We start from the raw sequence: 23793 nt of genomic DNA, 5'->3' as shown, positions 1-23793 counted from the left end.
CTTCTGCAGTATAGTAGCCTATGACGCGCTACTTGCTGCTTTTTCTGACGGGCTTTGCCCATGCACTCCTGATTCTTCTTTACACAGATCTGACAGGAGACGAAGCCCTGTTTTATAGGAAAATGGGGCTGATGGCAGCGGTTCCGCTCTTTGCGTTCGCTTCGTGGCTCACGCTGTTCAGTATGCGCCTAGGGGCGCTGGTGTCTTTGCCTTCGCTGCTGGTGCTTATTTACTGGAACCTCCGTACCGCCGAGCACAGCATGGGGCAGGACACGGTTTTTGATTCAGCGATCGCCATTACCCATCTGGTCGCTGGGCTGCTGGCTATGGTGACCCTGATGACCAGCCTGCGCTACGTTTTCAAGTCCAAGATACCATGGGGGAGAGGCACCCCCTCGCCAGGACTGGTGCTAAAGCTGCTGCTGGCAGCTATACCTGCAACGCTTGGCGCAGCTTATGTGCTGTATGCCTAGTAGTATGCTCTTCCCGGGAGTGTATAGGTAGAATTGAGAGGGATTTAAGTCAGATAGGTATAGGGCTAAAAATGAGAAAAGCCCCGTCAAAATGACCGGGGCCTTCTCTCACCTTAAAACAAACTAATCTAAACTTTAACTAACCTTATCTTTATACCTGCCGAAGCAGATTGTATATCATTTTTCCAAAGCTGCACTGTACGCAGCTAATAAAATTCAAAAAAATCAGAGTGAGATTTGTGTTTTTGGAAATTGCTTTACATATTAGCTTTCCGGTTATGTATCTCTCTCAAATCGGGTGCAAAATTATGGTTTTGTTTTTCTAAAAAAAAGCAAAGCGGATAAATTTTTTTGCACTTTATGTATGTGTTTGATTGTCAGGTATATAATTTTTCAATCCTTTCTATTTTCTTTCCCTCTATTCTTCTGCAATTGCCCATTATCACCTAGGTGTTAGTTTGCTTATGCTCTTTCACTAACCATGAAATGCGTGAAGTATCTGCTGCACTTTACCAGATCCTGTGCATAAAAAAAGGCAGACGAAGATACAGCTACTGACGACGCCGCTCTTCTGTCTGCCTCTTCCTTTGTTCTGGCTCAAACCTAAATCATAGCCACAGTCTTGTTGTCGATTTGGGTGCCGTAGGTGTTTTTGTAATGCACCTTGCGTTCTATTGCCTCAATGATAGGAATAGAGAAGTCAACGCCTTCCAGTTCGCTTACATCAGAGATGCCACCAGGGCTGAACACGTTTATCTCCATCAGTTTATTGCCTACTATGTCCAGGCCAACCATGAACATACCGTCCTGAATCAGTTTGGGGCGCACAAGCTCAACTAAGTCCAGCATGGTCTGGTCTACTTTCACAGACTGTGCAGAGCCGCCTGCATGCAGGTTACTGCGGATGTCGTCTTTAGCACCTACGCGGCGCAGGGCGCAATATTTTCCTTTGTGCTGCAGTGCCTCACCATTTACCACAAACAGGCGCACATCGCCTTCAGTGGCCTGTGGCAGGTATTCCTGCGCGATCACGTAGCCGTCGCGGCTGATAGCCTCCACAATCTGGTTGAGGTTGGTGGTATCATTTTTCTTTACCATGAACACCCCTGTGCCCCCTGAGCCCTGTAGTGGCTTCAGAATGATGTTATTTTTTTGCTCCTCAAAGAACTGCTTTATCTCTTCTTTGTCGCGGGTGATCAGGGTGCGGGGACGCACGGCCTCCGGGAAATGCTGGAAGTACATCTTATTCACCGCATCGGAGAGTGAGGTGGGGTCGTTGAGCACGATCACACCGTGGCGCAGGGCCAGCTGACCGAAGATAATACCTGCATTCTGTGCCCAGGCTCTGCCTTCTCCTTCAGCGGAAGGGTCGTTGCGCAGCATCAGCACGTCCAGGTCTGGGGCTGTAACACGTAGCTTATTGGCCTTGTCGCCCTGTATGGCGTCTAAGTAGGTGGCAGGCGATTTATACTTATGCTTTGGGTCGGCCTGTAAGGCAGTGGCACCCATATAGCCATCGGGGTAGTAGGCGAGGTCTCCCACACCCATCAAAAACACCGTATGGCCCATATTGTGCATCCGCTGGGCCAGAAATACGGTGGCATAGCCAGGTCTTTCTGTATTTATATCATTAACTACGAATCCAATTGTCATGTCTATATATAAGTATTTGTTGGTATTAATTTTCCAGTAAGTTAAATACTGATATCCCTGCTTTTAGTTTTTGCAATTTGGGCTGCGCGGCCGGATCGGTGAGGTAGCGGGGCCGTATGGGAACGGGGCGCAGCACCTGGCGGTAGATGAGTTCCTGTACAATGGGAATGTACTCCTGGCGGATCTTACCGATCAGAAGCGGCTCCAGTTCGTGGCCTTCTTTGAGGTAGTGCAAAAGGTGCACGAGCCCGCGCAGGTATACGGCATCTTTGGTGAGCCCGCCCCCCCGGTGCACCCGCATGGTCACGTTAAAAGCAGTTTCATCATCGAAGTTATGCTCCTCTTTGAGCCGGCAGAAGTTGTCGGTGAAGCTGCAGCCTTTGGTGAGGTGGTGCACGGCCACTACCCGGGCCGCCAGTATGCGCAGCCGGTCCTGGTCGAGGCCGCCCACCAGGTACTCACTCAGCACAGCCAGCCCTTCCTGCAGCTCCTCGTAGCCCGGTACGCCCACATAAAGCTGCTGCAGTGGCTGTGCCTTTCCGTTGAAATAGGTGAGGATGTGCGTGCCGACTTCGTGCTGAATCAGCGCCTGCGCCCTGTGCCTGGGTATTTTGGCGTCGGTGCCGATGTTGAGCCTGCCTTTGGAGACGATCAACCCCACAATGTCTTTACGAATGTCCACGCCTGAATCAAGCGCCGGATACTGACTCTTCAGAAAGGCTATCTCCTGCTCGGCCAGGGCGGCGAACTCGTTTACAGGTATAAGCGGCACATCCTGTTCACGCATCGGCTCAGGTATAGCGGCCAGTATACCTTCGGCCACTTTGAGCAGCTGCTCGTCCACACCGCCAAACAGCTGCAGGCTGCTGTACAGGAAGTCAGGGGTATTGCGGTCGGCGAGCATGGTCAGGGTCTTGTCTAGCTCGTGGCGCTTGTCGCGGAACAGGAAAGCCAGCGTTGGGTCCTCCACCTTTTCGATGGGTATATTGTAGAGCTTGCGCTTGAGCAGGTCGGCATCCATGGGCATCAGGCGGTAGTGGAAGTTAGGCGCCTGCTTAAACTTCTTCTGGTTGAACTCCTCCCAGGCCTCATCAGCGTTGACAGGTGTTACAAGCAACAGAAAACGGAACTGATCGCTGATGGCGGTGAGCTGCTTGTCGATGCGCCAGACGGCAGGCACCACCGCTTGTCGGCCCAATGCCTGAAAATGCTTGGGCTGATGCGTCGTCTGCACCCGCACAAAGTCGAAAACGGCCTTTTTGATAGCGCTCGACACATGTCCGCGGAGTGTGCGCTGCAGCATGGGGTATACCTGTCCGGAATTAGCCTGGCGATATACCGGTTTTAGTTCCAGTCCCAGCATCAGGGTGCTGTGCTGCTTCAGCTCTTCTTCGCTCATCAGGCTGTTGGAGCCTTCCAGCAAAGCCTGGTTAGAGGCCGTGGCTACTGTAACAGGCAAGCCGCTGATCTTGATACTGGCCAACTCACTTTTGAGTGTGCGGATAGTGGCGGGCAGCGCCTGTTCCGGCCCCAGCACTCTGAAAGTAGGGCTGTCAGCGGCACTTATGTCCGGTGCGGCAAAGAGTTCGAGCACCATGAAAGCGCCAAACTCGTCGGCCATGGCTTTGGCAATAGCCTGCACCAGTTGCCGCAGTTCGGGTGTCTGCTCTTCGCGGGCAATGATGTAGGCGGCTTCGGCCTTCACGAAGTCGGCGGTGGCATGGTCGGGCTGGCTTGCCGGATGGCGGTAAAGCACCAGAAAGGGCAGTGGTCTGTCGATGTGCAGTAAACCGCCCCCGGGCAGCCGTCGTCGCACCCGACGACCCCGCTTCAAAGTCCGAACGATGCCTTTTATGAATATGTCAGAGATCGTGTCGGGCATCGTTACAGGGTTTTGCATACCTGCTCCCGCGCCTGCAGGACAGGTTTAGTTGTGCTTTGCAGTGCTTTCTTAATCTCCTGCAACTGCGCTTCGTCAGGTTTGCCGGTCCACTCGTCCATAAAGAACTTCTTGAACTCAATGGAGATGACGCAGGCGCGGTCGGGGAAGGTATCGTGAATCCAGCGCATAAAGTGCCCGCCTTCGAATTTCACGTTCTCCCGCACGTCCAGGTGGCGGCCCTGGTAGTCGTATTGCTGCAGGCTTTGGGTAAAGGCATCCACGACTGGAGCCCATAGCTGGCGGTTCATGTTGCCGGTGCCGAGGTTCACTTCGGGGTTTTCCTGCGGATCGGCCTCGGGGCCATCAGCACCCTCGCGGCGGTGGTTATAGGTATGGAGGTCGTATACCACGAAACAGCCGTGCCGGTCGGCTATACCTTGCAGCATCTGCTTCACATCGGCATAAAACTGGTCGTAGCGGGCCAGCGACTCCTGCGCCAGTTCCTCAGGCAGCTCATCTTTCCAGACGGTAAGTCCCCAGGCGTCTTCAGGTTTGCGGTAGATGGCTTTATCGCGGGAGCGGTTCAGGTCCATTTCAAAGCGGGAGTTTAAACCAATGATCTGGTTATCTGTTATGCTTACCCAGCCCGCCGTGAAGGGGTCTTCCTCGCGAAGGCGTTCATCCGGGTTGAGCGAGAAAAGGCTTGTGATGCTGTCGCGCACCTTGTGTCCGTCGTGTATGGCTGTGGCAATGAGAGGGCTCTGCCCAATGGTGATGGTATAATATGATTGTGCTTGTCTAGGGTCAGGCATAAAATCTTTTTGAAAACTTTTACCCGATATATACCCCTAAGGTTATTTACCAGACCTATTTGTTTAAACCTTGATATTCAGTCACAAACAAATCATAGTAATAATGTAAAAGCTTAGTGTGATATAGTTGGCAGATTGATCTGAAATGAATAGATTTAAAAGACTATAACAAATTAAGATATTACAAAGTATAGCTATATACCAATTGTTTCACCATAAATCAGAGGTGCCTATGCGTCAGATTTACAAGAATACGCTGTTAGCTATTGTGATTTTCTTATTGGTCTTGCTTATGCAGAGCCTTAGGAATAGTGGGCTATACCTGGCAGAAGCACTGCCATTGGGTTTATGGTATGCCATTGGACTGACCGGAGCTTTGGTGACGGGCAGAGTAATGCTTGCCCATACCCGTTAGCCTTTCCGTCTTGTATAATACGTCTGCTGCCTTATCTTTACAGAAAGAGAATAAGGTTTGCAGATGGAAAACAGCTATGCAGCAGTGGCCTCCGAAAATGAGGACAGTCAACTGCTGGAAATACTAGGGGAACATGCAGCATATGAGCCGGAAGCTATACTGGCTGTAATCGCTGAGATTGAAAGAAGAAACATAGAGGCTCCGAACCTGGAGCAGATAAAGCAGGAAACCCTGCAAGCCCTGGAGTTGCGCGAAAAACAACTCAACCCAAACCCCGCGCCACCAACTTCCTTCACAGATAAACTCAAAGATTTCTGGACACTCTTCGTGCCACAGCGGCACTACTTTGTCACGCCCATCCTGATCAATACCAACATCGTCATTTTCGTGCTGCTGGCGCTGGCAGGTATGCATGTGCTCTCGCCAGAGGGGGAGGACCTGGTGAATGCAGGAGCCAACTTTGGGCCTTATACCCTGACGGGCGAACCATGGCGCCTGTTTACATCCATGTTCCTGCACATTGGCATTATACACCTGCTCGTGAACATGTATGCACTGGCTAGTATAGGTGGTGCGCTGGAGCCGCTGGTGGGCCGCAGGCAGTTTATCATAGCCTATGTGCTTTGTGGGCTGGCTGGCAGTCTGGCGAGTCTGTGGTGGGACCAGCAGCGCATCAGTGCCGGAGCATCCGGAGCCATCTTTGGCTTGTTCGGTATGTTCATGACCATGGTGCTGCTGGAGCGGCAGATGAGTTGGGCTGAGAAGAAAGGTATGGTGCTCAACTTGCTCGGTGTGATTGTAGTGAACCTGCTCTTCGGCTTGAAAGGCGGTATAGACAACGCAGCGCACACGGGCGGATTGGTGTTGGGTATAGCTTACGGTGCTGTGTTAATGCTGCGCTCCGGCAGGTTTTTTACGCAGCACTACGACCTGAGAGGCAGTGTCGTGATGGTAGCGCTGGTGCTGAGCGGCTTTGTAGGCCTATACCTGCAGATACCAACTGAGAATGCCAGATACCTGACCATGTTGGACCGCTTTGGCGAACGTGAAACAGCGGCAATGGCTGTGATGCAGGACATGGACCAGGATGCCAGTCTGATCAATGGCGGTAAATACCTGGAGGGCCTGGAACAAGGTATAGCTTTGTGGGACGAGAGCATCAAAGAACTGATGGCACTGCAGGAGTTGCCCGATCTAGGGGAACAGCAGGCGAAAGAGGTCGAGATACTGCTCAGTTACACGCAACTGCGCAAAACATCCTACACCATGATGCGCGACGACATCCGCAACAATCGCCCCTGGATGCACCAGGAGCAGCAACGGGTGTTGTGGGCCATCGGTACGTTTGTGCAGGACCTAAACAACCTGCGCGAAGGAAAACCCGCTACGGCGCACGGAAATCTGAACGAGATGCCACTGCCAGATGCGCTGGAAGAAGCCACAGGTCTTGACCTGGAGACAAAGCCACTCATTGTGCTCGACGGCGAGGTGCTGGAAGGTATAGCTCCTGATGAGGTAGAAGATCATGTGGACCCTGACGAAATTGAGGCGGTGTCGGTGCTGAAAGGAGAGGAAGCCGTAGCCATGTATGGCGAGAAAGCCCAAAACGGGGTAATTTTGATCGTAACAAAGCAACAGTAGCCTGGCTGATAACCCAACAGGCTCATATCAGGTACTTATAAGGGCGCGCTTCCATTTGACCATTAACTCAAAAAGCTACCGCCGTGCCTTACAGAGACGCTACCGACGACAATATGATCATCTGCCCCCACTGCGGGCAGGAAGTGCCGCATAAAAACCGCTGCCCCAACTGCGGACAGTATCTGCCCAGGCGCGAAAAGAAAAAGTGGAAAATCCCGAAAATGACCCCGACGGAGATTTTCCTGGCCATACTGGGCTCTATTATGCTGATGGTAGGTTTGGTAGCCTTTTAGCCTGCCATGCGCACGCTTCTGCATCCGGTCTTTCTGGTTTGTGTGCTGCTTTTTGTCGGTAACCAGGCGCTGGAACTGGCTGGCTTTTACTTCCCCCTGCTCTTCAGCTACCTCGACGATCTGCTGGCCATGCCCATCGTGCTCACCATTATACTGGCCGCTGAGCGAGTTTACTTCCAGAATAACAACTTTGTGTTGCCACTTGCCTGGTTAGTAGTGGCAGTCATGGCTTTCAGCATCTTCTTTGAGCTTCTGCTCCCGCCCATCTACTCGAAACACACCGCCGACTGGGTCGATGTACTGGCCTATACCTTGGGTGCGCTGATTTTTCAGTTCTCGATCAATAAACCTTTGTCGCGTCCCTCTCACGGGCGCTAGCCTATACCTTACAAGGCTTTTTTGCAGAAGAGGATCAAAAAGTATGATTTTTTTCTGGGGCTCAAGCAACCTTTCGGGAATCTGTGCATCTATTAGGCAGTGAGTCACTTCAGGGAAGGTATAGCCTGTAGCTGGACGGACACACACTCAACCAAAACCATCAAACAAAATAAAACTATGAACATCATCAACATCTACAAAACGCTTGCCTCTGTGCTTGTAATGGCCTTTATGCTGACAAGCGTAACGGCAGCGGCCCAAAATCGTCGTAACCTGAAGGGTGAAGGCGAGTCTGTGTCACAGAACAGGACGGTATCGGGCTTCAAAGGTATAAATGTGAGCGGTGGCTTTGCAGTGGAGGTAACACAGAGTGGCAAAGAAGGCATACGCATCGAAGCGCAGGAGAACTTGCTTAACAGTATTCAGACAGAAGTTAAAAATGGTGTGCTCCACATTTATACCTCTGACAACATCAGCACAAACAAAGGGCTGAAGGCTTACGTGTCAATCAAAGAATTAAACATGATTGATATAAGCGGCGGCGTAAAAGTGATGGGCAACTCCACTTTCAAGGCAGATGCCTTTAGCATGGATTTGAGTGGCGGCTCTAAAGTGACGCTTGCACTGAACACCAAGAAACTGACAGCCAACATGAGCGGAGCCAGTAAAGTAGAACTAAGTGGCCGTGCTGATGAAATGCGCATGGACATGTCAGGAGCATCCAAAGTAGACGCATCTGAGCTGGAAGCTAAGAATGTGCACCTGGAAGCCAGTGGTGCCAGCAATGTGAAAGTGTTTGCCCAGAACAAACTGAACGTGAATGCTTCAGGTGCTACCAAAGTAGCTTATAAAGGCGACCCGAGTGTATCGTCCAATGTATCGGCCGCAGCCAAGATTTCTAAAATGTAAGAGAATACATCGCATATAAAGCAGAAAAGGGCAGCCCGATGGGTTGCCCTTTTCTTTTGCGTTAGCTTATACCTATTGACGCACCGGAACCGGCAGCACCGGCAGACTGGTATGGCCCAGTTCGTCAGCAGCCTGTACGGCAAAGAAGTAATTGTCTTTCGAGTAAGGCAATGTCACTTTCGTGTCTTTCACAAAAAACTTCTTATCCCAGGTCTGGCTGCTGGTTTCGCGCATCAGGATATAGTAGCCTGCAGGTTTTTTGCCTTTGGTAGGGGCATCCCATTTCAGGTCGGTTTTGTTGGTGAGGTTGGCGGTGAGCACTCCTACTTTTTCAGGAGCATGTGGCGCTCTGCCCAGGTTTGCCATGGTGGCCAGGTTCACGGCTGTGTTCTTGCGCAGGTATTCGAAGTCCATGAACTCCGTCAGGTCGCCGTACTGCTTGCCGTTCTCCTTGCGCACATCCTGGTGCTGGTGATCAAAGTCCTCGTTCATTTCGCTCATGCGCACAGCGGCATATCCCTGCTGGTTGAATGGCGTGTGGTCACCGCCGCGCAGGAAGCGGTCCGGGCGGTAACCGAGTACTACTTCGATCTGGTCTACATACGCCTCACCAGTCATTTTCATGTAGCGGGCCAGGTTGCGGCTTGGGCCGTCATTTTCAGAGCCCAGGGTGCGGCGCAAACGAGCCTGTTCTTCGGTTTCGTTGGAAGGAGTAGCTTCGCTGAAGACACGAACACGGGTATTGTCATGAATGCCCATCTCAGCAGAGTAAGAGTTGCCCACGATGTCGTTGTTGAGCACAGCCACCAGGTTCCAGCCCTCTTTCTTTACGCGCTCCGCCATGTGGCGTGAGCCGTACAGCCCCTGTTCTTCACCCTGGAAAGCTACGAACACGAGTGTTGCCGGGAACTGACGCGAAGCCATGATACGGGCCATCTCCATCACAATGGCCACACCAGAGGCATCGTCATTGGCACCAGGCGCTTTGCTTTTGGCGTCCATCACATCGGTAGCGCGGGAGTCAAGGTGGCCAGCCACGATAATCACGCGGTCATCGTTCGGGTCAGCGCCCTTAAGCGTAGCGACTACGTTAGCCATCTCCACGTCCTGCGGAATACGGCGACCGTCGGCCTTTACGGTATAGCGGTCCATGTCCACGGTCATGCGACCGTTGGAGGCTTTGGCGTATTTCTCAAACTCCGATTTTACCCATTCGCGGGCGGCGCCTATACCTCTTTTCTTGTCAGTGGTAGAGCTCAGGGAGTGGCGGGTTTCAAAAGAGACCATTTTCTCAACGAGTGCCCGCAGATTGTCTGCCGACACTTCGTTTACCATTTTCTGGATTTCTTCGTCGTGGGTAGCGGGTGCCTGTGCTGCCACAGTTTGGCTAAGGTATAGCCCTGCCAGCATGCAAAGTGCCAGCAGTCGGGTGAACTTAGTTCTGTAAGTCATTTGTGTTAGGTGAGGTCAATTAAGTGCTTGTTTGTTAAGAATTCGTTTCTAAATATAAGCAGCTTCAGGAAAGAACGAAAAGAATAGCCGTGCCAAAGCCCAAGTGAGCACAGGTATGCCAGAAAAATCCTATCTGAGGTGCAAATCTCCCAAGTCTTTTACATAGTGAAGGCCAGTCGGCAGCGTTCACCCTCGAGCTTGTGTAGTTCCGCTTCAACGGCGATGCCATGTTTGGCCTCGGCAAGTTCTGATTGGTAACGCTGTGTCAGTTCACGACGTCTGATGGCCTCGAGAAAGCGGCGGGCATCCTCGCGGCTTTCCAGTGTGAGGCCGGGCACCTGCGTCGGTTTATCATCGTCGCCTTTAGCCACCATCGTGAAGTATGAGGTATTGGTATGCTTGACTATACCTGTTTTCACGTTTTCAGCGATCACCTTTATGCCTACCATCAGAGAAGTGTTGCCTACATAATTCACCGAAGCCAGCAGCGACACCAGCTCACCCACCTCCACGGGCTGCAGAAAATGCACGCCGTCTACTGTTACGGTCACACAGTAGTTGCCGGCATGTTTGGCGGAGCAGGCATAAGCCACCTTGTCCATGAGCGAGAGCAGGATGCCGCCATGGATTTTGCCGCCAAAGTTGGCGTAACTCGGGATCATGAGCTCGGTGAGGGTGGTGCGGGAGTAGGAAACGGGTCGGAATGCAGGTATAGCCATACGTTTGCGGAGTGAGTTATGGCAGGGTATACGGGGCTATACCTCAAAAGGGATGCAGAGACTATAGTATGGAAGGTATAGCCAGCAGGTATAGCGCTTATAAAAACACAACTTCTTTCACGACCTCATCGCCCATGGCCCGGTTAAGCAGGTCGACCACTTTGCTTTTGCTCATGTTGAGTTCGTGCTTGAGTGGGGCAGAGGTAAGGCGCACAAACAGCTTCTGGTCTTTGAAGTAAAGCTCTTTCGTCTTCATGGCGATTGGTTTGCCCATGATCTGCTCCCAACGCTGCACCAGGTCTACCTCATTGAGCTTGCCCTGCAGGCGGTAGGCCTTCAGCAATCCTTTGATGCTGTCGCCGATGGTCTGCACGTCAGCCTTTCGCTTCGCAATCTCCTCTTTCTTCTTGTAGTAGCGCACGGGTGGTTGATTTTTGAATAAGTGGTGGAGTGAATGAGTGATTTTTGAGGGTGTGAAGTTAGGGAATTGCTGACAAATATTACTTTCTCAACTCTCTCTCTATTATTGACTTTTTCTCTTCAATCATCTTTAGTATGAATGGCTCGAAACCCTCTTTAGGATAATTAGGGTTAGGTACTTTTGTCCCTAAATTCAGACCAGCTGCTACTAAGCTAGCAAAGGGGTTGCCTTCAAAATGAAATTCTGACAATTGATTATATAGTGCTTTAAGTTGACTAATGTGCTCTGACAGTTCAATTGCCGAATTATTATTGAATTCAGTCTTAACTCTTCTATTAATTATTTTTTGTAATTCATAATATGTGGCTTCTTCGCTGTTAGTACCTTGACGGCAGTATATGGCATTTTTTCTTAACGAACTACCTTCTTTTTTAGAAATAAAAGGTAAGAACTGATCCTGCCTAGCAACTATGACAACCTGAAACTTTTTATTGTCTATGTTTCCGAATTCCATGCCCTTATACTGAAAGTCGATAACTTCATATTCCAGCTCGTCGGGAATATATTTATTTAGTCTTTTATGAATGTCAGATCTATCCAGAATCTTAGGTATGCCTGTAGCACTCAAACCTTCTTCGGATTCTGTAAGGCCTATTATTATAGCCCCTCCTCCAGAATTTGCTATAGCTAGGATGTGTTTACTCATCTTGGAATCTTCAATCCACTCTTGCTTAAAATCAAGATTATTTTGCTCTCCAAAATTTTCATTCAAAACTGTTTTGAACTTATCTCTAGTAGGCTCTATAAGGAACTTCGCAAATTCCTCTTTGAAGGTTAATCTCATATTACTATTCAAATATATTAGTTAGGGAGAAGAATCTCATATTCCAATCACCTTCACCGTTCCCTCCTTCACATCAAATCTACGGATTTGCTCTGACAGGTTCTCGAGTATTTTGTCTGTTCTTTCCAGATGCGTGTCAGTCAGGAAGATCTGGCCGAAGGTATGGGCGGCGACCATTTGCATGAGCTTGGTGATGCGCTTCTCGTCGAGGCGGTCGAAGATGTCGTCGAGGAGGAGGAGGGGCTTGTGGTGCTGGCGCTCGTCCATTACCTCAAAGTGCGCCAGCTTCAGAGCAATTACATAGCTTTTCTGCTGGCCCTGTGAGCCGAAGCTCTTCACCGGATTGCCGTCCATCAGGAACACGAAGTCGTCTTTGTGCGTGCCCACGGTGGTACGCTGCAGGGCACGGTCCTTCTGTTCCGCCTGCTCCAACAAAACAGCGAAATTAGCGCCGGGCAGCTGACTTTTATAAGTGAGCGTCACGGTTTCGCTGCTATCAGAAATGTGGCGGTAGTGCTTCTGAAACACCGGCTCAAAAGTCTCCAGGAAAGCCATACGCTCCTGCGCGAGTTGCTCACCCAAGGGCACGAGTTGCTCGTTGAGGATGTGCAGGTAGTCACGGTCGTAGTAGCGGCGCTCGGCAAACTGCTTGAGCAGCGAATTGCGCTGCTTGAGGATGTAGTTGTACTGGATCAGCTGCTCCAGGTAGGTATGGTTGAGCTGTGAGATCAGGCTGTCGAAGTATTTGCGGCGCTCCTCACTGCCTTCCCTAATTAGGTCCGTATCGTACGGCGATATGAGCACCACCGGAAAACGGCCGATGTGGTCGCTCATCTTCTCGTAAGCCACTTTATTGTGCACCACCGACTTCTTCTGGCCCTGCTTCAGGCTGCAGGTGACGGTATGCTTCTCTTTATCGATCTTAAAGCGCCCTTTTACCATAAAATACTCTTCGCCCTGCTTGATGTTAAGGGCATCAGAATTATTAAAAGCACTGCGCGTCATGGAGAGGTAGTGGATGGCATCGAGCAGGTTGGTTTTGCCGCTGCCGTTGTCGCCGATAAAGCAATTGATGTGCGGCGAGAAACTAATGTTAGCTTCGTCGTAGTTCTTGAAAAACAGCAGACTTAGATTTTCGAGGAGCATTAGTTTCTTCTTTGATTACTTTTTCCTTAATTTCGCATGCTAAAACCCGACAGTAAGCTGATTTGCCGTCCATTGCGGGCCGAATCTCGCTAAAAAAGCTGTACGGACAACAATAACGATACACAAATACCCATGGCTGATACGAAAGAAAAGGCAAAAGCGAAGTCGCAGAAAGCAAAGGTACAGGCTGAACCAACATTTTCAAAAGAGACTTACATGTGGTGGTATGAGTCTATGAAACTCATCCGCCGCTTCGAAGAAAAAACAGGCCAGCTCTATGGCCAGCAGAAAATCAAAGGCTTTTGCCACCTTTACATCGGCCAGGAGGCTTGTGTGGCAGGTGCCGTAACAGCCCTCGAGAAAGGCGATAAGTGGATCACCGCTTACCGTGACCACGCCCATCCACTGGCACTCGGTACATCGCCGGGCGCTGTAATGGCCGAAATGTTTGCCAAGGCTACCGGTTGCTCTAAAGGCAAAGGTGGTTCGATGCACATGTTCGACAAAGAAGTAAACTTCGTAGGCGGACACGGTATTGTAGGGGGCCAGGTGCCACTGGGCGCAGGTCTGGCTTTCGCTGAGAAGTATAACAAGACGGGCAAGCTGTGCATCTGCTACATGGGTGACGGTGCCGTACGTCAAGGTGCGTTCCACGAGGCACTGAACATGGCCATGACCTGGAAGTTGCCTGTGATCTTCGTAATCGAGAACAACGGTTACGCGATGGGTACTTCCGTAACGCGTACGTCTAACGTGAACGACCTGTACAAGCTGGGTCATGCCTACGAGATGCCATCTGAGCCGGTAGAGGCGATGAGCGTAGAGAACGTGCACAATGCCGTAGCGAAGGCCGCTGAGCGTGCCCGTGCCGGCGAAGGACCTACTTTGCTCGAGTTCAAAACCTACCGTTACAAAGGTCACTCGATGTCTGACCCTGCCAAATACAGAACGAAAGAAGAACTGGAAGACTACAAAGGCCGCGACTCCATAGAATCTGTAAAAGCGACTATCCTGAAAAATGGCTGGGCTACAGAGGAGGAGTTGGACGAGATCGACGAGAAGCAGAAGCAGATCGTGGCTGAGGCCGTGAAGTTCGCCGAGGAGTCTCCATATCCGGATCCTTCTGAGCTGTACACAGATATTTACGTGGAGCCGGACTATCCATACATAATGGACTAAATTTTAAATAATTAAGGATTAGGAATTAAAAAACATAAATTTGATGTTCTGATCTTATATGAGATTTGGAACGAATCGTTTTTAATTTCTATTTTTGAGTTCTTATTTCAATTAAACTAATGGCAAAAGAGACAGTACAGAAGCACAGCGAGTTTGAGGAGCTGGTAGAAAATCCGGATGCGTTGGCAGATCGCCTGACAACAGGATCTGAGGATTTCGTGAAGAAAAACAAAACCAAGCTGCTCGGTGTGTTTGCCGCGATTGCCGCTATCATCGTTGCAGGTTTCCTGTATTATAACCACCGCACTACCCAGAACCAGGAGGCACATGAGGCCATGTTCCAGGCGGTGTACTACTTCGAAGCAGATTCGCTGAACAAAGCCCTGAACGGCGACGGACAGTACGACGGTCTGTTAAGTATTGCGGATGAGTATAGCGGAACCGAAGCAGGCAATCTGGCTAAATTCTATGCTGGCGTTGCTTTGCTGAAGCAGGGTAGCTACGCTGAAGCACAGTCGCACCTGGAGGACTTCAAGTCTGACGACTACCTGATGCAGGCACGTGCTTACAGCCTGACAGGCGATGCACTTTCTGAGCAAGGGAAGTATAAGGAGGCCGCTGACATGTATAACAAGGCTGCTAACCACAACAGCAACCCTTACTTCTCGCCACAGTACCTGATGAAGGCTGCCGTAGCTTACGAAGCTGCCAATGACTTCCAGGCTGCTGCCAACACGTACGATAAGATCATCAAGGACTTTGTAACGTCTGCTGAAGTAACAGATGCCAAGAAGTTTAAAGCTCGCGCTGAGGCTATGACTGGTGCAGCTGCCAACTAAGATCTGAGAGGCTAATGCCTGAATATAAAAAGCGCTTTTGTCTTTCCGGCAGAAGCGCTTCTTTTTTTAAGTCCGGCAAGTTAAAGCCTAAGCGTTATACCTGTGCGGGCACGGTGCTATACCTGCGGGCTTAACAATCAACTATTTAACAATCAACAATTAAACGTATGGCTACTTCTCTCAAAAACCTGAACGACTACAAGAAAGAAGGCTTCAGCAATATATCAGACAAGAAATTCGGCATAGTAGTGGCTGACTGGCACAGTGAGATCACGGATGTGCTTTGTGCAGGCGCTATCGATACGCTGCTGCAGCATGGCGCTCAGAAGGAGAACATCTTCCGGAACACGGTACCTGGAAGCTTTGAGCTTACGCTGGGGGCGCAGTTCCTGGCCCTGCAGGAAGAGATCGATGCTGTGATCTGTATCGGAGTTGTTATCAAAGGTGACACAAAACACGACGACTACATTAACCACGCCGTAGCCAATGGCCTGACCAATGTATCGTTGAAGTTTAATAAGCCGGTTTCGTTTGGTCTGGTTACGACGAATAACCTGGAGCAGGCGCTGGATAGAGCCGGTGGCAAGCACGGGAACAAAGGTGTAGAGGCTGCAGCAGCAGTTATTCATATGCTGAGCTTCTAAGTAACCCAGGTATAGGTATAAAAACAGGCCCCTGCTTAGCTAAGCAGGGGCCTGTTTTATTTGATTGAATGGGTACAGGTATAGGCAGGGCTAAAAATTATAGCCGATTGTTAAACCTGGCCGAACGGCAAAGCCTCCTCCCAAAATCATATCGCCGATGATACCTGTGTCGAAGTCTTCTTCGGTACCAACATTCACCTTCAGGTTGCCCCCATTGTAACCGGCACCCAGAAACACATCAAACGTAAAGCCGCTGTTAAACACCCATTGATTACCAATAGCCACGCCGGCACCTACCGGGTTGTAAGTAGCACTGTAGTCACGGCCTTCTTCATCCTGCTTCTCTACTGTCAGCTTAAAACTCCTGATACGACCATAGCCCGCTACATAAGGGCCCATAGGTGCCACTTTGTTTTCAGAGAAATAATAGCGCACCTCGGGTGTAAAACCGTAGCCTTTGAACTTGATATTAGAAATAGAGACACCTGTAACAGAGGCTCCAAGCTGTGCACTCAGGTTATCAGTGATGGCATACTCCAGGAATCCAGAACCTGTCAGCGCAAAGGCACTCAAAGGATTTACCTTAATAACAGCTCTCTTTGGCTGTTGTGCTTGAGCATAAGCTTGTTGCGTGGGAATAAAAAAAAGAGCCGCAGCGGCAAAGGCAAGTATTATTTTGTTTTTCATATATTGAAGTGAGTAATCTAAAACTTAATTAGCCTGGGTGTATTTCAGGCTGTCTGCAAGTTCCATTCCAGTATTGGAGCAAATCAAATAAAAGAGCGGAAAGACAAAATTATAATTAAAATAAAGAAGGCAGGTAGCAAATTATAGATATAACTTCTATTTTTGCACGAAATTTAGCTTAAATAATAACCTGAACATCAGAGTGGTTCGGTTTTTGGGCTTAAAATTTAAGCTTTAAACTTAATCACCCTTGTTGCTGTTGATAAGCACGAGAGCGTTGCTCTCAACAGGGGAGGTTTTTTTAGCTTACCAGACAAGAAACTACAACCTAGTTCTAAGATAGTATAATGAATACAAACGAAGAGAAACAGCGGTATTCCCGTGAGGAATTGGCAGAGTTTGAAGCAATCATTCTTGAGAAGCTAACCAATGCGCGTAAGGAAGTAACGTTTATCAAAGAAACCCTGAGCCGTCGTAACGACTCAGGCACTGATAACACGGCATCTCCAACCAAAGTATTGGAAGACGGAGCAGATACAGCGGAGAAGGAAAGCCTGAACCAGCTGGCGTCGCGTCAGATGAAGTTTATCCAGCAGCTGGAAAATGCGCTAATCCGCATCAAAAACGGCACATACGGTGTTTGCATCGTGACTGGCAAGTTGATCCCGAAAGAGAGACTGCGTGCCGTGCCACACACACAGCATACCATTGAGGCCAAGCTTCAGCGTAACGACTAGTACACTTATACCTTGAATATACTGCAAAACCACATTCAGGCACTGGTTTTTTGTGCCCAATCGCCAATAAGCATCGAAGAGATTCAGCGTTGCCTTACGGAGTCGCTGCAAATGGAGGTGCTGGTAAGCGACGTGCTGGAAGCCGTTGAGAATATCAATGAGCAGCTGGCCGACGCTGGTTTTGCCTTTCAGATATACGCTATCGGGGGCGGGTACCAGTTTCTGACGAAGCCGGAGTACCAGGAAACGGTGAGCACCTATCTGAAACATAAGTCAAAAAAGAAATTGTCAGCGTCTTCTCTGGAGACGCTGGCAATCATTGCCTACAAGCAGCCAATTACCCGCTCGGCTGTAGAGCAGATTCGTGGCGTGGGCTGCGACTATGCTATTCACAAACTGTTAGAAAAAGAACTTATCGAAATCAAGGGTAAAGCCGAGACCATTGGGAGACCCGTACTGTACGGCACGTCTCAAAAATTCATGGACTACTTCGGTATTAACCACATCAAAGACCTTCCGCAGCTGAAGGATTTCGCCTCAGAAGAAAACATGATTGGCGAAATAGCCGATTAGCGAACCCCCATCATTCATTAGAGTATACTATTCTTATATATACTGCACACACAGGTACAGTAGCGATACTGCATCGATAATAATTATACAATGGCAACAGAAAACGAAAGACCATCCCGCAACGACGGAGAAGGCAGAAGATCGTCTGACAGAAACGAGTCAGGCCGGCCGTACAATGATCGCGGCGAAAAGAAAATCTTTAACAGAAGAGATAAAGGCGAAGGAAGAGACGGCGGAGAGCGCCGCTCCTACGGAAACGATAGAAGAGAAGACCGCGGAGACCGCAAACCATACGGCGACCGTCGCGAAGGCGGTGAGCGTCGTAGTTTCGGAGGCGACAGAGAGCGTCGTGAAGGCGGTGAGCGCAAGCCTTACGGAGATCGCAGAGAAGGTGGTGAAAGAAAACCATACGGTGATAGAAGAGAAGGCGGCGAAAGACGTTCTTTCAGCGGTGATCGCGAACGTAAGCCTTACGGTGACAGAAGAGAGGGCGGTGAAGGCCGTTCTTTTGGAGGAGGCCGTGAGCGTAAGCTATATGGCGACCGCAATGAGGGTGGCGAACGCAGATCCTATGGTGATCGCAAAGAAGGCGGAGAACGTCGCTTTGACGCTGAACGTGGCGAAAGAAAATCCTTTGACCGCGACAACAGAGAAGAAAGAGGCGAGGGTCGATCTTTTGGTGAGAACCGTGAAGAGCGAGGTGAGCGTCGTTCATATGGCAACGACCGTCGTGAAGGCGGAGAACGCAGATCCTTCGGAGGTGACCGCGAGCGCAAGCCTTATGGCGATCGTCGCGAAGGCGGTGAGAGAAAGCCCTATGGGGATCGCAGAGAATCAGGTGAAGGCCGTTCATTCGGAGGTGATCGCGAGCGTAAGCCATACAGTGACCGCAGAGAAGGCGGAGAAAGAGAAGAGCGTGGTGAACGCCGTAGCTTCGGCGACCGCCGTGAAGGGGGTGACCGTGGTGAGAGACGTTCTTTCGGAGGAGATCGCAGAGAAGGCGGCGAGCGTCGCAGCTTTGGTGATCGACGCGAAGGCGGTGATCGTGGCGAACGCAGATCATTCGACCGTAAAGACAAATTCAGCAAAGGGGACAGCGAGCGCCGTGGCCGTAGCTTCGACCGCAACTCCGACTCAGAAAGAGATCCGGAAACGCCGAACTACAACCTGAGCCGCTACAAAGACAATCCACGCATCAAGAAAACCAACCGCAAAGGTGAGGATGAAGACGGAAGCATCCGTTTGAACCGCTATATCGCCAATGCCGGAGTATGTTCTCGCCGCGAGGCAGATGAACTGATCCTGTCAGGTGAGATCAAGGTGAATGGTGAAGTAGTAACGGAAATGGGTTTCAAAGTACAGCCTTCTGATACTGTGATGTACGGAAAGAAAGTGCTGAACCGTGAGAAGATGGTATACGTGCTGTTGAACAAGCCGAAAGACTTCATCACAACGACAGAAGACCCAGAGGGCCGCAAGACGGTGATGAGCCTGGTGGAGAAAGCCTCAAAAGAGCGTATCTTCCCGGTTGGTCGTCTGGACCGCAATACGACAGGTCTGTTGCTGTTCACCAACGACGGTGAGTTGGCGCAGAAGCTGACGCACCCTTCTAACGAGATCAAGAAGATATACCAGGTAGAGCTTGACAAGCCGATCACCAAAGACGATTTCCAGAAAGTAGTGGAAGGCGTGGAACTGGAAGACGGCAAAGCGATGGTAGACGACGTGGCCATGCTAGGTGACTCTAAGAAGTTCCTGGGCCTGGAGATCCACATCGGCCGTAACCGCATCGTGCGCCGCATATTTGAGCACCTGGGCTACGAAGTAGTGACCCTGGACCGCGTGCAGTATGCTGGCCTTACGAAGAAGGACCTGCCACGCAGCGAGTGGCGTTACCTCACCGAGAAGGAAGTGATTCGTCTGAAGTACTTCATGTAATATATGCGCAGCATCGCCATTGACATAGGCAATACGGGAGGCAAATACGGCATTTTTGAAGAAGATGCACTTGTCTCGCAAGGGAAGTTCAAAGAGCAGGAAGGGCTGCCGCAAGAGGTAGCGTCCCAGGCCTTTGACCATGCCATTATCGCTTCGGTAAGTGGTGGCGCAGTAGAGCAAATAAAGACAGGGCTGTCAGTGTCCGGAAGCATCGTATTGCTTTCGGCGCAGACAGCCCTGCCTGTTTCTAATGATTACAAAACGCCCGAGACATTGGGTGCCGACCGCATAGCTGGTGCCGTAGCGGCGCATTATTTCTTTCCCGGGCGCAACTGCCTGGTAATTGATGCAGGTACGGCGATCACGTACGACTTCATTGATGAGCGCGGCCATTACCAGGGCGGAGGTATAGCCCCCGGCATCCAAATGAAATTCAGGGCGCTGCATAATTTTACAGGGCGACTTCCGTTAGTACAAGGAATCCACGAAAACTTTCCTTTAGTCGGCCAGACCACGCAGGAGTCTCTGGAGAGCGGTGTGTTGGGCGGTACGGTGGCGGAAGTAGAGGGTATAATCAGCGCATATCGCCAAAAATCAGATAAACTGGTGGTTATACTTTGCGGAGGAGACGCAGGATTTTTTGAAAGTACCATAAAACACCCCATCTTTGTAATTCCTGAACTGGTCCTGATTGGGCTTCAAAGAATATTAAGACATAATGTATAAAACGCTCCGTTTACTTATTTGCGCATCCGTGCTGTGCCTGGCGCAGGGCGTGCAGGCGCAAAGCATTGGTAACTCGCCTTATTCCCGTTACGGACTGGGAGAACTCAACACAAACTTAGGTAACTTAAGAACGGCAGGCATGGGCGATGTGGGCGTAAGCACAGGCAACAGCTTCCATTCCAATACCGCTAACCCTGCACTGCTATACTACAACAGCATTACCGTATTTGATGTCGGCGTAGCCGGCAGGTATAAAACCCTCAGAAACGCGACCCAGTCACAGCGCGATGGTGATGCCAACCTGTCTTACCTGACACTGGGTGTGCCTATTACCAAGCGCTGGAGTTCTGCCGTTAGCTTGAGACCCTACAGCTCGGTTGACTATAACATCAGAAACATGGGCTCGCTGCCTAACCGGCAGGAGGCAGTTGTGATAAACGAGTACAGTGGCGAAGGCGGGATTTCAGAGATCTACTTCGGGCATGGTGTCCGGATCACGAATGGGCTGACAGTAGGAGCAAGCGCTTCTTACTTGTTTGGCACGATCTCCCAGGAATCTTCTTCCATTGTAGCCGATACCTCCATCAGCAACACCTCCCTGGAGCGGGTTGCCTATGTGGAGCGTACCCGTTATACTGACTTCCTTTTCAGGGCTGGAGCTAACTACCGTAAGAAAGTCGCCGATAAGGCCTTTCTGAGTGCGGGCGCAGTTTATACTCTGGGCGTAGACATGAATGCAAAGCGAATGTCTGCTTACGAGCGCCGTGATCTGGGAGATGCTCTCAAAGGATCCCCTATGCTGCCAGACAGTGTAGAAACTTCCGTGAATGTTCCACCAAGTCTGAACGCTTCCATCAGCTACGACAATGGGTCTAACCTGACCATTGGTACGGAGTTTATGATGCAGGACTGGTCTGACTACCGCAACCTGGATGGGGAGCAGAGAATGGGCAACAGCTACAAAATCGGCTTAGGAGCAGAGTACACGCCTAACCCTACTGCCATCGACAGCTACCTGAAGCGCGTAACCTATCGTGCAGGTCTTCGCTATGGCCAGAGCCCGTATGTGATCAACGGAGAAAACATCAAGGACATGGCTGTTACAGGTGGTCTGACGCTCCCGATCGGGCGAGGCAATTATTTTGAACCGCCTTATCAGCTCAACATCATGATGGGCTACGGCAAGAGAGGCACTACGGACAATGGCCTGATAGCTGAGAACTACTTTCAGTTCGGTGCCGGAGTGACTGTTAACACACGCTGGTTCGTAAAACGCAGGATAGAGTAAACTATTCCGACCTTAAAAGCATTATTAAAACAGGCCGTTCTGATGACGGTCTTTTTTAATTTTTAGTATCTTCACTTTAGATAAGTAAAAAAGCATGCCGAGATCTATTTTTTCAGTGCTGATCGCTTTGCTGGTCATGTTGACAGCTGCTTGCGGTACAGACCTGAGAGACCCGGACCAGGAAAAGAAATATGATGGCCCGTTTAGGGAGACAGCCAATGTGCTGACGCTTTACAGCGACTCAGCCAAGGTGCTCATCAGGCTGCAGGCACCCATGCAGGCAGACTACGAAAACGGCGATATGGTCTTTCCAGACGGAATTGATGTCGAGTTTCTGGAAAAGGGAGAGAGCGTGACCTCTACGCTGCGGGCCAACTACGGCAAGCAGGAGCGAAACAAGGACCTATACCTGGTGCGGGGTAATGTGATTGTGCACAACCTGCAGAAGCAGGAAAAACTCGAGACAGAGGAGCTTTACTGGAACAAAGCCAAAGCCCAGATCTATACAGACAAGTTTGTTAAGATCACGACGCCTGAGGAAATTCTGATGGGTCACGGCCTAGAGGCAAACCAGGACTTTACAAATTATAGAATCAAAAAAGTGACGGGCGTATTCAGCCTGAAGGAATAATGAACCAAAAACTGGTTAATACTATTTTACTATCGTTAGCTTTTGTGGCCATGGTGATTGGCGTGCACAGAAGTATACAAGAGTCTGATATAGCAGGCAATTACTGGATCTACATGATCGGCTTTATGCTGTACATCGTGTACCATTACCGCAAGAAGAAACAGACCGAATAGTCTGTAGCATCTTATGATAGACCCCGACCAGATACTGTTGTTATTTGCTGCGCTGCTGGCCTGTGCTTTTTTCTCAGGTATAGAGATCGCTTTTACGGCAGCCAATAAGCTGCAGATAGAGCTTGACGAGAAAAACAACGTGCTCTCCGGGCGCATCCTGACGCACCTGCTGCGACATCCTGCCAGGTTGATGGGCACCACCCTCATCGGCTACGTGATCTCGCTGGTACTGTATGGCTTTGTGATAGCGGGTATACTCTATACCTTGTTTCAGGCCTTTCTGCCAACTGCTATGCAACTGGCACCCCTTATACTGCTGCTACAGGTGCTAGTAGCTTCGGTTATCGTGCTGCTTACAGCCGAGTTTCTTCCGCGCAGCCTCTTTGCCATTAACCCCAACCGCATGCTGGATGTGCTGGCTATACCGATGCTGGTGCTGCACTACCTGCTATATCCTGTTGTGATCGTGCTGGTAAGTTTGAGCAAATGGATTGCTGAGCGGATACTGAAGATCGAATTTTCAGACGAGCACCCGGTGTTTGGGGTAACGGACCTGAACACCTATATCAAGAACAGGCTGTACAATCCGGTAGAAGAGGGAGCTCCGGAAGTAGACCAGGAGATATTTCACAATGCGCTTGAGTTTAAAAAAGTGCGGGTGAAGGAATGTATGGTGCCCCGGACGGAGGTGGAGGCAGTGGAGGTGAACGAACCAGTGGAGTTGCTGCGCGATACTTTTATCAAAACAGGGCATTCCAAGATACTGGTGTACGAAGACTCTATTGACAACATCATCGGCTACTGCCACCAGTTGGCCATGTTTCAGCAGCCACGCCAGATACGGGAGATCCTGTCGCCGGTGAGTCTGGTGCCGGAGAGCATGCTGGCCAGCGAGTTGTTTCTGCGCTTCGGCACCGAGCACCGCACCGTGGCGGTGGTGGTGGACGAGTTTGGCGGTACGTCAGGCATAGTAACCGTGGAAGACGTGATCGAGGAGATCGTAGGGGAGATACAAGACGAGTACGACTACGAAGCCCTGCTCGAGCAAGTGTTCCCGGCAAAACACCTCTACCTGCTGAGCGCCCGCCACGAGATCGACTACCTCAACGATAAATACGAGCTCAACCTGCCGGAAGGGGATTACGAAACCCTGGGTGGACTTATCTTCTCAGTACTGGGTGAGATACCGAAGCCGGGCGATGTGGTGGAACTGCGACCCTTCACGATCACTATCCTGTCGATGGATGATAACCGCATCAATGCCGTGAAGCTCTTCAAAGATCCAGACTTACAGGCAGATGGCGTATTTTAAACAGTTGCACACAAAATTTTGAATTTTT

The 23793-nt window shown here is 50.3% G+C and carries 25 protein-coding genes; 16 read left to right on the top strand and 9 right to left on the bottom strand.

What is annotated here, in order from left to right:
• The first annotated feature begins 20 nt into the window (after window positions 1-20).
• Entirely contained in the window at window positions 21-473 is a 453-nt protein-coding gene (locus AC5FXQ_RS07860) for a hypothetical protein (protein WP_196116446.1), read from the top strand.
• A 603-nt stretch (window positions 474-1076) separates the two neighbouring features.
• Here the strand turns inward: AC5FXQ_RS07860 and AC5FXQ_RS07855 are convergent.
• From AC5FXQ_RS07855 to AC5FXQ_RS07845, 3 genes are read right to left on the bottom strand one after another with little or no spacing between them, the layout of a single operon-like run.
• Window positions 1077-2126: a glutathione synthetase gene (locus AC5FXQ_RS07855; protein ID WP_493601925.1), complete on the bottom strand. Its 1050-nt coding sequence runs from the start codon at window positions 2124-2126 to the stop codon at window positions 1077-1079.
• Window positions 2127-2151: 25 nt separating this feature from the next.
• Complete coding sequence (locus tag AC5FXQ_RS07850) at window positions 2152-4026, bottom strand: peptidase MATCAP family protein (protein WP_493601924.1); 1875 nt, start codon at window positions 4024-4026, stop codon at window positions 2152-2154.
• Window positions 4011-4820 carry an N-formylglutamate amidohydrolase gene (locus AC5FXQ_RS07845; RefSeq protein WP_493601923.1) on the bottom strand — a complete coding sequence of 270 codons (810 nt, stop codon included), beginning with the start codon at window positions 4818-4820 and terminating at the stop codon, window positions 4011-4013. The genes AC5FXQ_RS07850 and AC5FXQ_RS07845 overlap by 16 nt, the downstream gene beginning before the upstream one ends.
• A gap of 478 nt (window positions 4821-5298) precedes the next feature.
• Here AC5FXQ_RS07845 and AC5FXQ_RS07840 point away from each other — a divergent pair, with 478 nt between their 5' ends.
• The 4 genes from AC5FXQ_RS07840 to AC5FXQ_RS07825 all read left to right on the top strand — a co-directional run bounded on the left by AC5FXQ_RS07840 (window position 5299) and on the right by AC5FXQ_RS07825 (window position 8456).
• Window positions 5299-6876, top strand: coding sequence for a rhomboid family intramembrane serine protease (locus AC5FXQ_RS07840; RefSeq protein ID WP_493601922.1), 1578 nt, complete (start codon window positions 5299-5301; stop codon window positions 6874-6876).
• 83 nt (window positions 6877-6959) lie between these two features.
• Window positions 6960-7169, top strand: a complete 210-nt coding sequence (locus AC5FXQ_RS07835; RefSeq protein WP_493601921.1) for a hypothetical protein — start codon at window positions 6960-6962, stop codon at window positions 7167-7169.
• A gap of 6 nt (window positions 7170-7175) precedes the next feature.
• Window positions 7176-7547 carry a hypothetical protein gene (locus AC5FXQ_RS07830; RefSeq protein WP_493601920.1) on the top strand — a complete coding sequence of 124 codons (372 nt, stop codon included), beginning with the start codon at window positions 7176-7178 and terminating at the stop codon, window positions 7545-7547.
• A gap of 177 nt (window positions 7548-7724) precedes the next feature.
• Entirely contained in the window at window positions 7725-8456 is a 732-nt protein-coding gene (locus AC5FXQ_RS07825) for a head GIN domain-containing protein (protein ID WP_493601919.1), read from the top strand.
• 72 nt (window positions 8457-8528) lie between these two features.
• Here the strand turns inward: AC5FXQ_RS07825 and AC5FXQ_RS07820 are convergent, their stop codons facing one another.
• The 5 genes from AC5FXQ_RS07820 to recF form a co-directional block, all read right to left on the bottom strand.
• Window positions 8529-9908 carry a M28 family metallopeptidase gene (locus tag AC5FXQ_RS07820; protein ID WP_493601918.1) on the bottom strand — a complete coding sequence of 460 codons (1380 nt, stop codon included), beginning with the start codon at window positions 9906-9908 and terminating at the stop codon, window positions 8529-8531.
• Window positions 9909-10066: 158 nt separating this feature from the next.
• Window positions 10067-10627, bottom strand: a complete 561-nt coding sequence (locus tag AC5FXQ_RS07815; RefSeq protein ID WP_493601917.1) for an acyl-CoA thioesterase — start codon at window positions 10625-10627, stop codon at window positions 10067-10069.
• A gap of 97 nt (window positions 10628-10724) precedes the next feature.
• On the bottom strand, window positions 10725-11048 hold the full coding sequence (locus AC5FXQ_RS07810; RefSeq protein ID WP_493601916.1) for a DciA family protein: 324 nt from the start codon (window positions 11046-11048) through the stop codon (window positions 10725-10727).
• 79 nt (window positions 11049-11127) lie between these two features.
• The gene (locus AC5FXQ_RS07805) at window positions 11128-11892 is read right to left on the bottom strand and encodes an AlbA family DNA-binding domain-containing protein (protein WP_493601915.1); all 765 of its coding nucleotides are present in this window, start codon (window positions 11890-11892) and stop codon (window positions 11128-11130) included.
• 36 nt (window positions 11893-11928) lie between these two features.
• The gene (recF, locus tag AC5FXQ_RS07800; protein WP_493601914.1) at window positions 11929-13038 is read right to left on the bottom strand and encodes a DNA replication/repair protein RecF; all 1110 of its coding nucleotides are present in this window, start codon (window positions 13036-13038) and stop codon (window positions 11929-11931) included.
• A gap of 132 nt (window positions 13039-13170) precedes the next feature.
• Between recF and pdhA the strand changes: the two genes are divergently transcribed.
• The 3 genes from pdhA (at window position 13171) to ribH (ending at window position 15700) form a co-directional block, all read left to right on the top strand.
• Complete coding sequence (gene pdhA / locus AC5FXQ_RS07795; protein ID WP_299989856.1) at window positions 13171-14217, top strand: pyruvate dehydrogenase (acetyl-transferring) E1 component subunit alpha; 1047 nt, start codon at window positions 13171-13173, stop codon at window positions 14215-14217.
• Window positions 14218-14336: 119 nt separating this feature from the next.
• Entirely contained in the window at window positions 14337-15056 is a 720-nt protein-coding gene (locus AC5FXQ_RS07790) for a tetratricopeptide repeat protein (protein ID WP_493601913.1), read from the top strand.
• Between the two features lie 167 nt (window positions 15057-15223).
• Window positions 15224-15700 (top strand): 6,7-dimethyl-8-ribityllumazine synthase, encoded by a 477-nt coding sequence (ribH, locus tag AC5FXQ_RS07785; RefSeq protein WP_493601912.1) that lies wholly within the window; start codon window positions 15224-15226, stop codon window positions 15698-15700.
• Window positions 15701-15790: 90 nt separating this feature from the next.
• On the opposite strand, the gene AC5FXQ_RS07780 is transcribed toward ribH, so the two are convergent.
• Window positions 15791-16387 (bottom strand): DUF3575 domain-containing protein, encoded by a 597-nt coding sequence (locus AC5FXQ_RS07780; RefSeq protein WP_493601911.1) that lies wholly within the window; start codon window positions 16385-16387, stop codon window positions 15791-15793.
• A 347-nt stretch (window positions 16388-16734) separates the two neighbouring features.
• Here AC5FXQ_RS07780 and AC5FXQ_RS07775 point away from each other — a divergent pair, with 347 nt between their 5' ends.
• The 8 genes from AC5FXQ_RS07775 (at window position 16735) to AC5FXQ_RS07740 (ending at window position 23765) form a co-directional block, all read left to right on the top strand.
• Complete coding sequence (locus AC5FXQ_RS07775) at window positions 16735-17124, top strand: TraR/DksA family transcriptional regulator (RefSeq protein ID WP_007658330.1); 390 nt, start codon at window positions 16735-16737, stop codon at window positions 17122-17124.
• 12 nt (window positions 17125-17136) lie between these two features.
• Window positions 17137-17697 carry an SMC-Scp complex subunit ScpB gene (gene scpB, locus AC5FXQ_RS07770; RefSeq protein ID WP_493601910.1) on the top strand — a complete coding sequence of 187 codons (561 nt, stop codon included), beginning with the start codon at window positions 17137-17139 and terminating at the stop codon, window positions 17695-17697.
• 90 nt (window positions 17698-17787) lie between these two features.
• On the top strand, window positions 17788-19635 hold the full coding sequence (locus tag AC5FXQ_RS07765; protein WP_493601909.1) for a pseudouridine synthase: 1848 nt from the start codon (window positions 17788-17790) through the stop codon (window positions 19633-19635).
• Between the two features lie 3 nt (window positions 19636-19638).
• Complete coding sequence (locus tag AC5FXQ_RS07760; protein ID WP_493601908.1) at window positions 19639-20361, top strand: type III pantothenate kinase; 723 nt, start codon at window positions 19639-19641, stop codon at window positions 20359-20361.
• Window positions 20354-21649, top strand: coding sequence for a BamG family beta-barrel-assembly machinery protein (gene bamG / locus AC5FXQ_RS07755; protein ID WP_493601907.1), 1296 nt, complete (start codon window positions 20354-20356; stop codon window positions 21647-21649). The genes AC5FXQ_RS07760 and bamG overlap by 8 nt, the downstream gene beginning before the upstream one ends.
• Window positions 21650-21743: 94 nt before the next feature.
• Entirely contained in the window at window positions 21744-22280 is a 537-nt protein-coding gene (gene lptC, locus AC5FXQ_RS07750; RefSeq protein WP_493601906.1) for an LPS export ABC transporter periplasmic protein LptC, read from the top strand.
• Entirely contained in the window at window positions 22280-22453 is a 174-nt protein-coding gene (locus tag AC5FXQ_RS07745) for a hypothetical protein (RefSeq protein WP_155800937.1), read from the top strand. Before lptC ends, AC5FXQ_RS07745 begins: the two co-directional genes overlap by 1 nt.
• A 13-nt stretch (window positions 22454-22466) precedes the next feature.
• Window positions 22467-23765 (top strand): hemolysin family protein, encoded by a 1299-nt coding sequence (locus AC5FXQ_RS07740; RefSeq protein WP_493601905.1) that lies wholly within the window; start codon window positions 22467-22469, stop codon window positions 23763-23765.
• Window positions 23766-23793 lie beyond the last annotated feature (28 nt).

The organism is Pontibacter sp. LHS1 (genome assembly GCF_058932855.1).
Note: the sequence above shows the minus strand (reverse complement) of the source record. Positions and strands in the feature narration are given on the sequence as shown.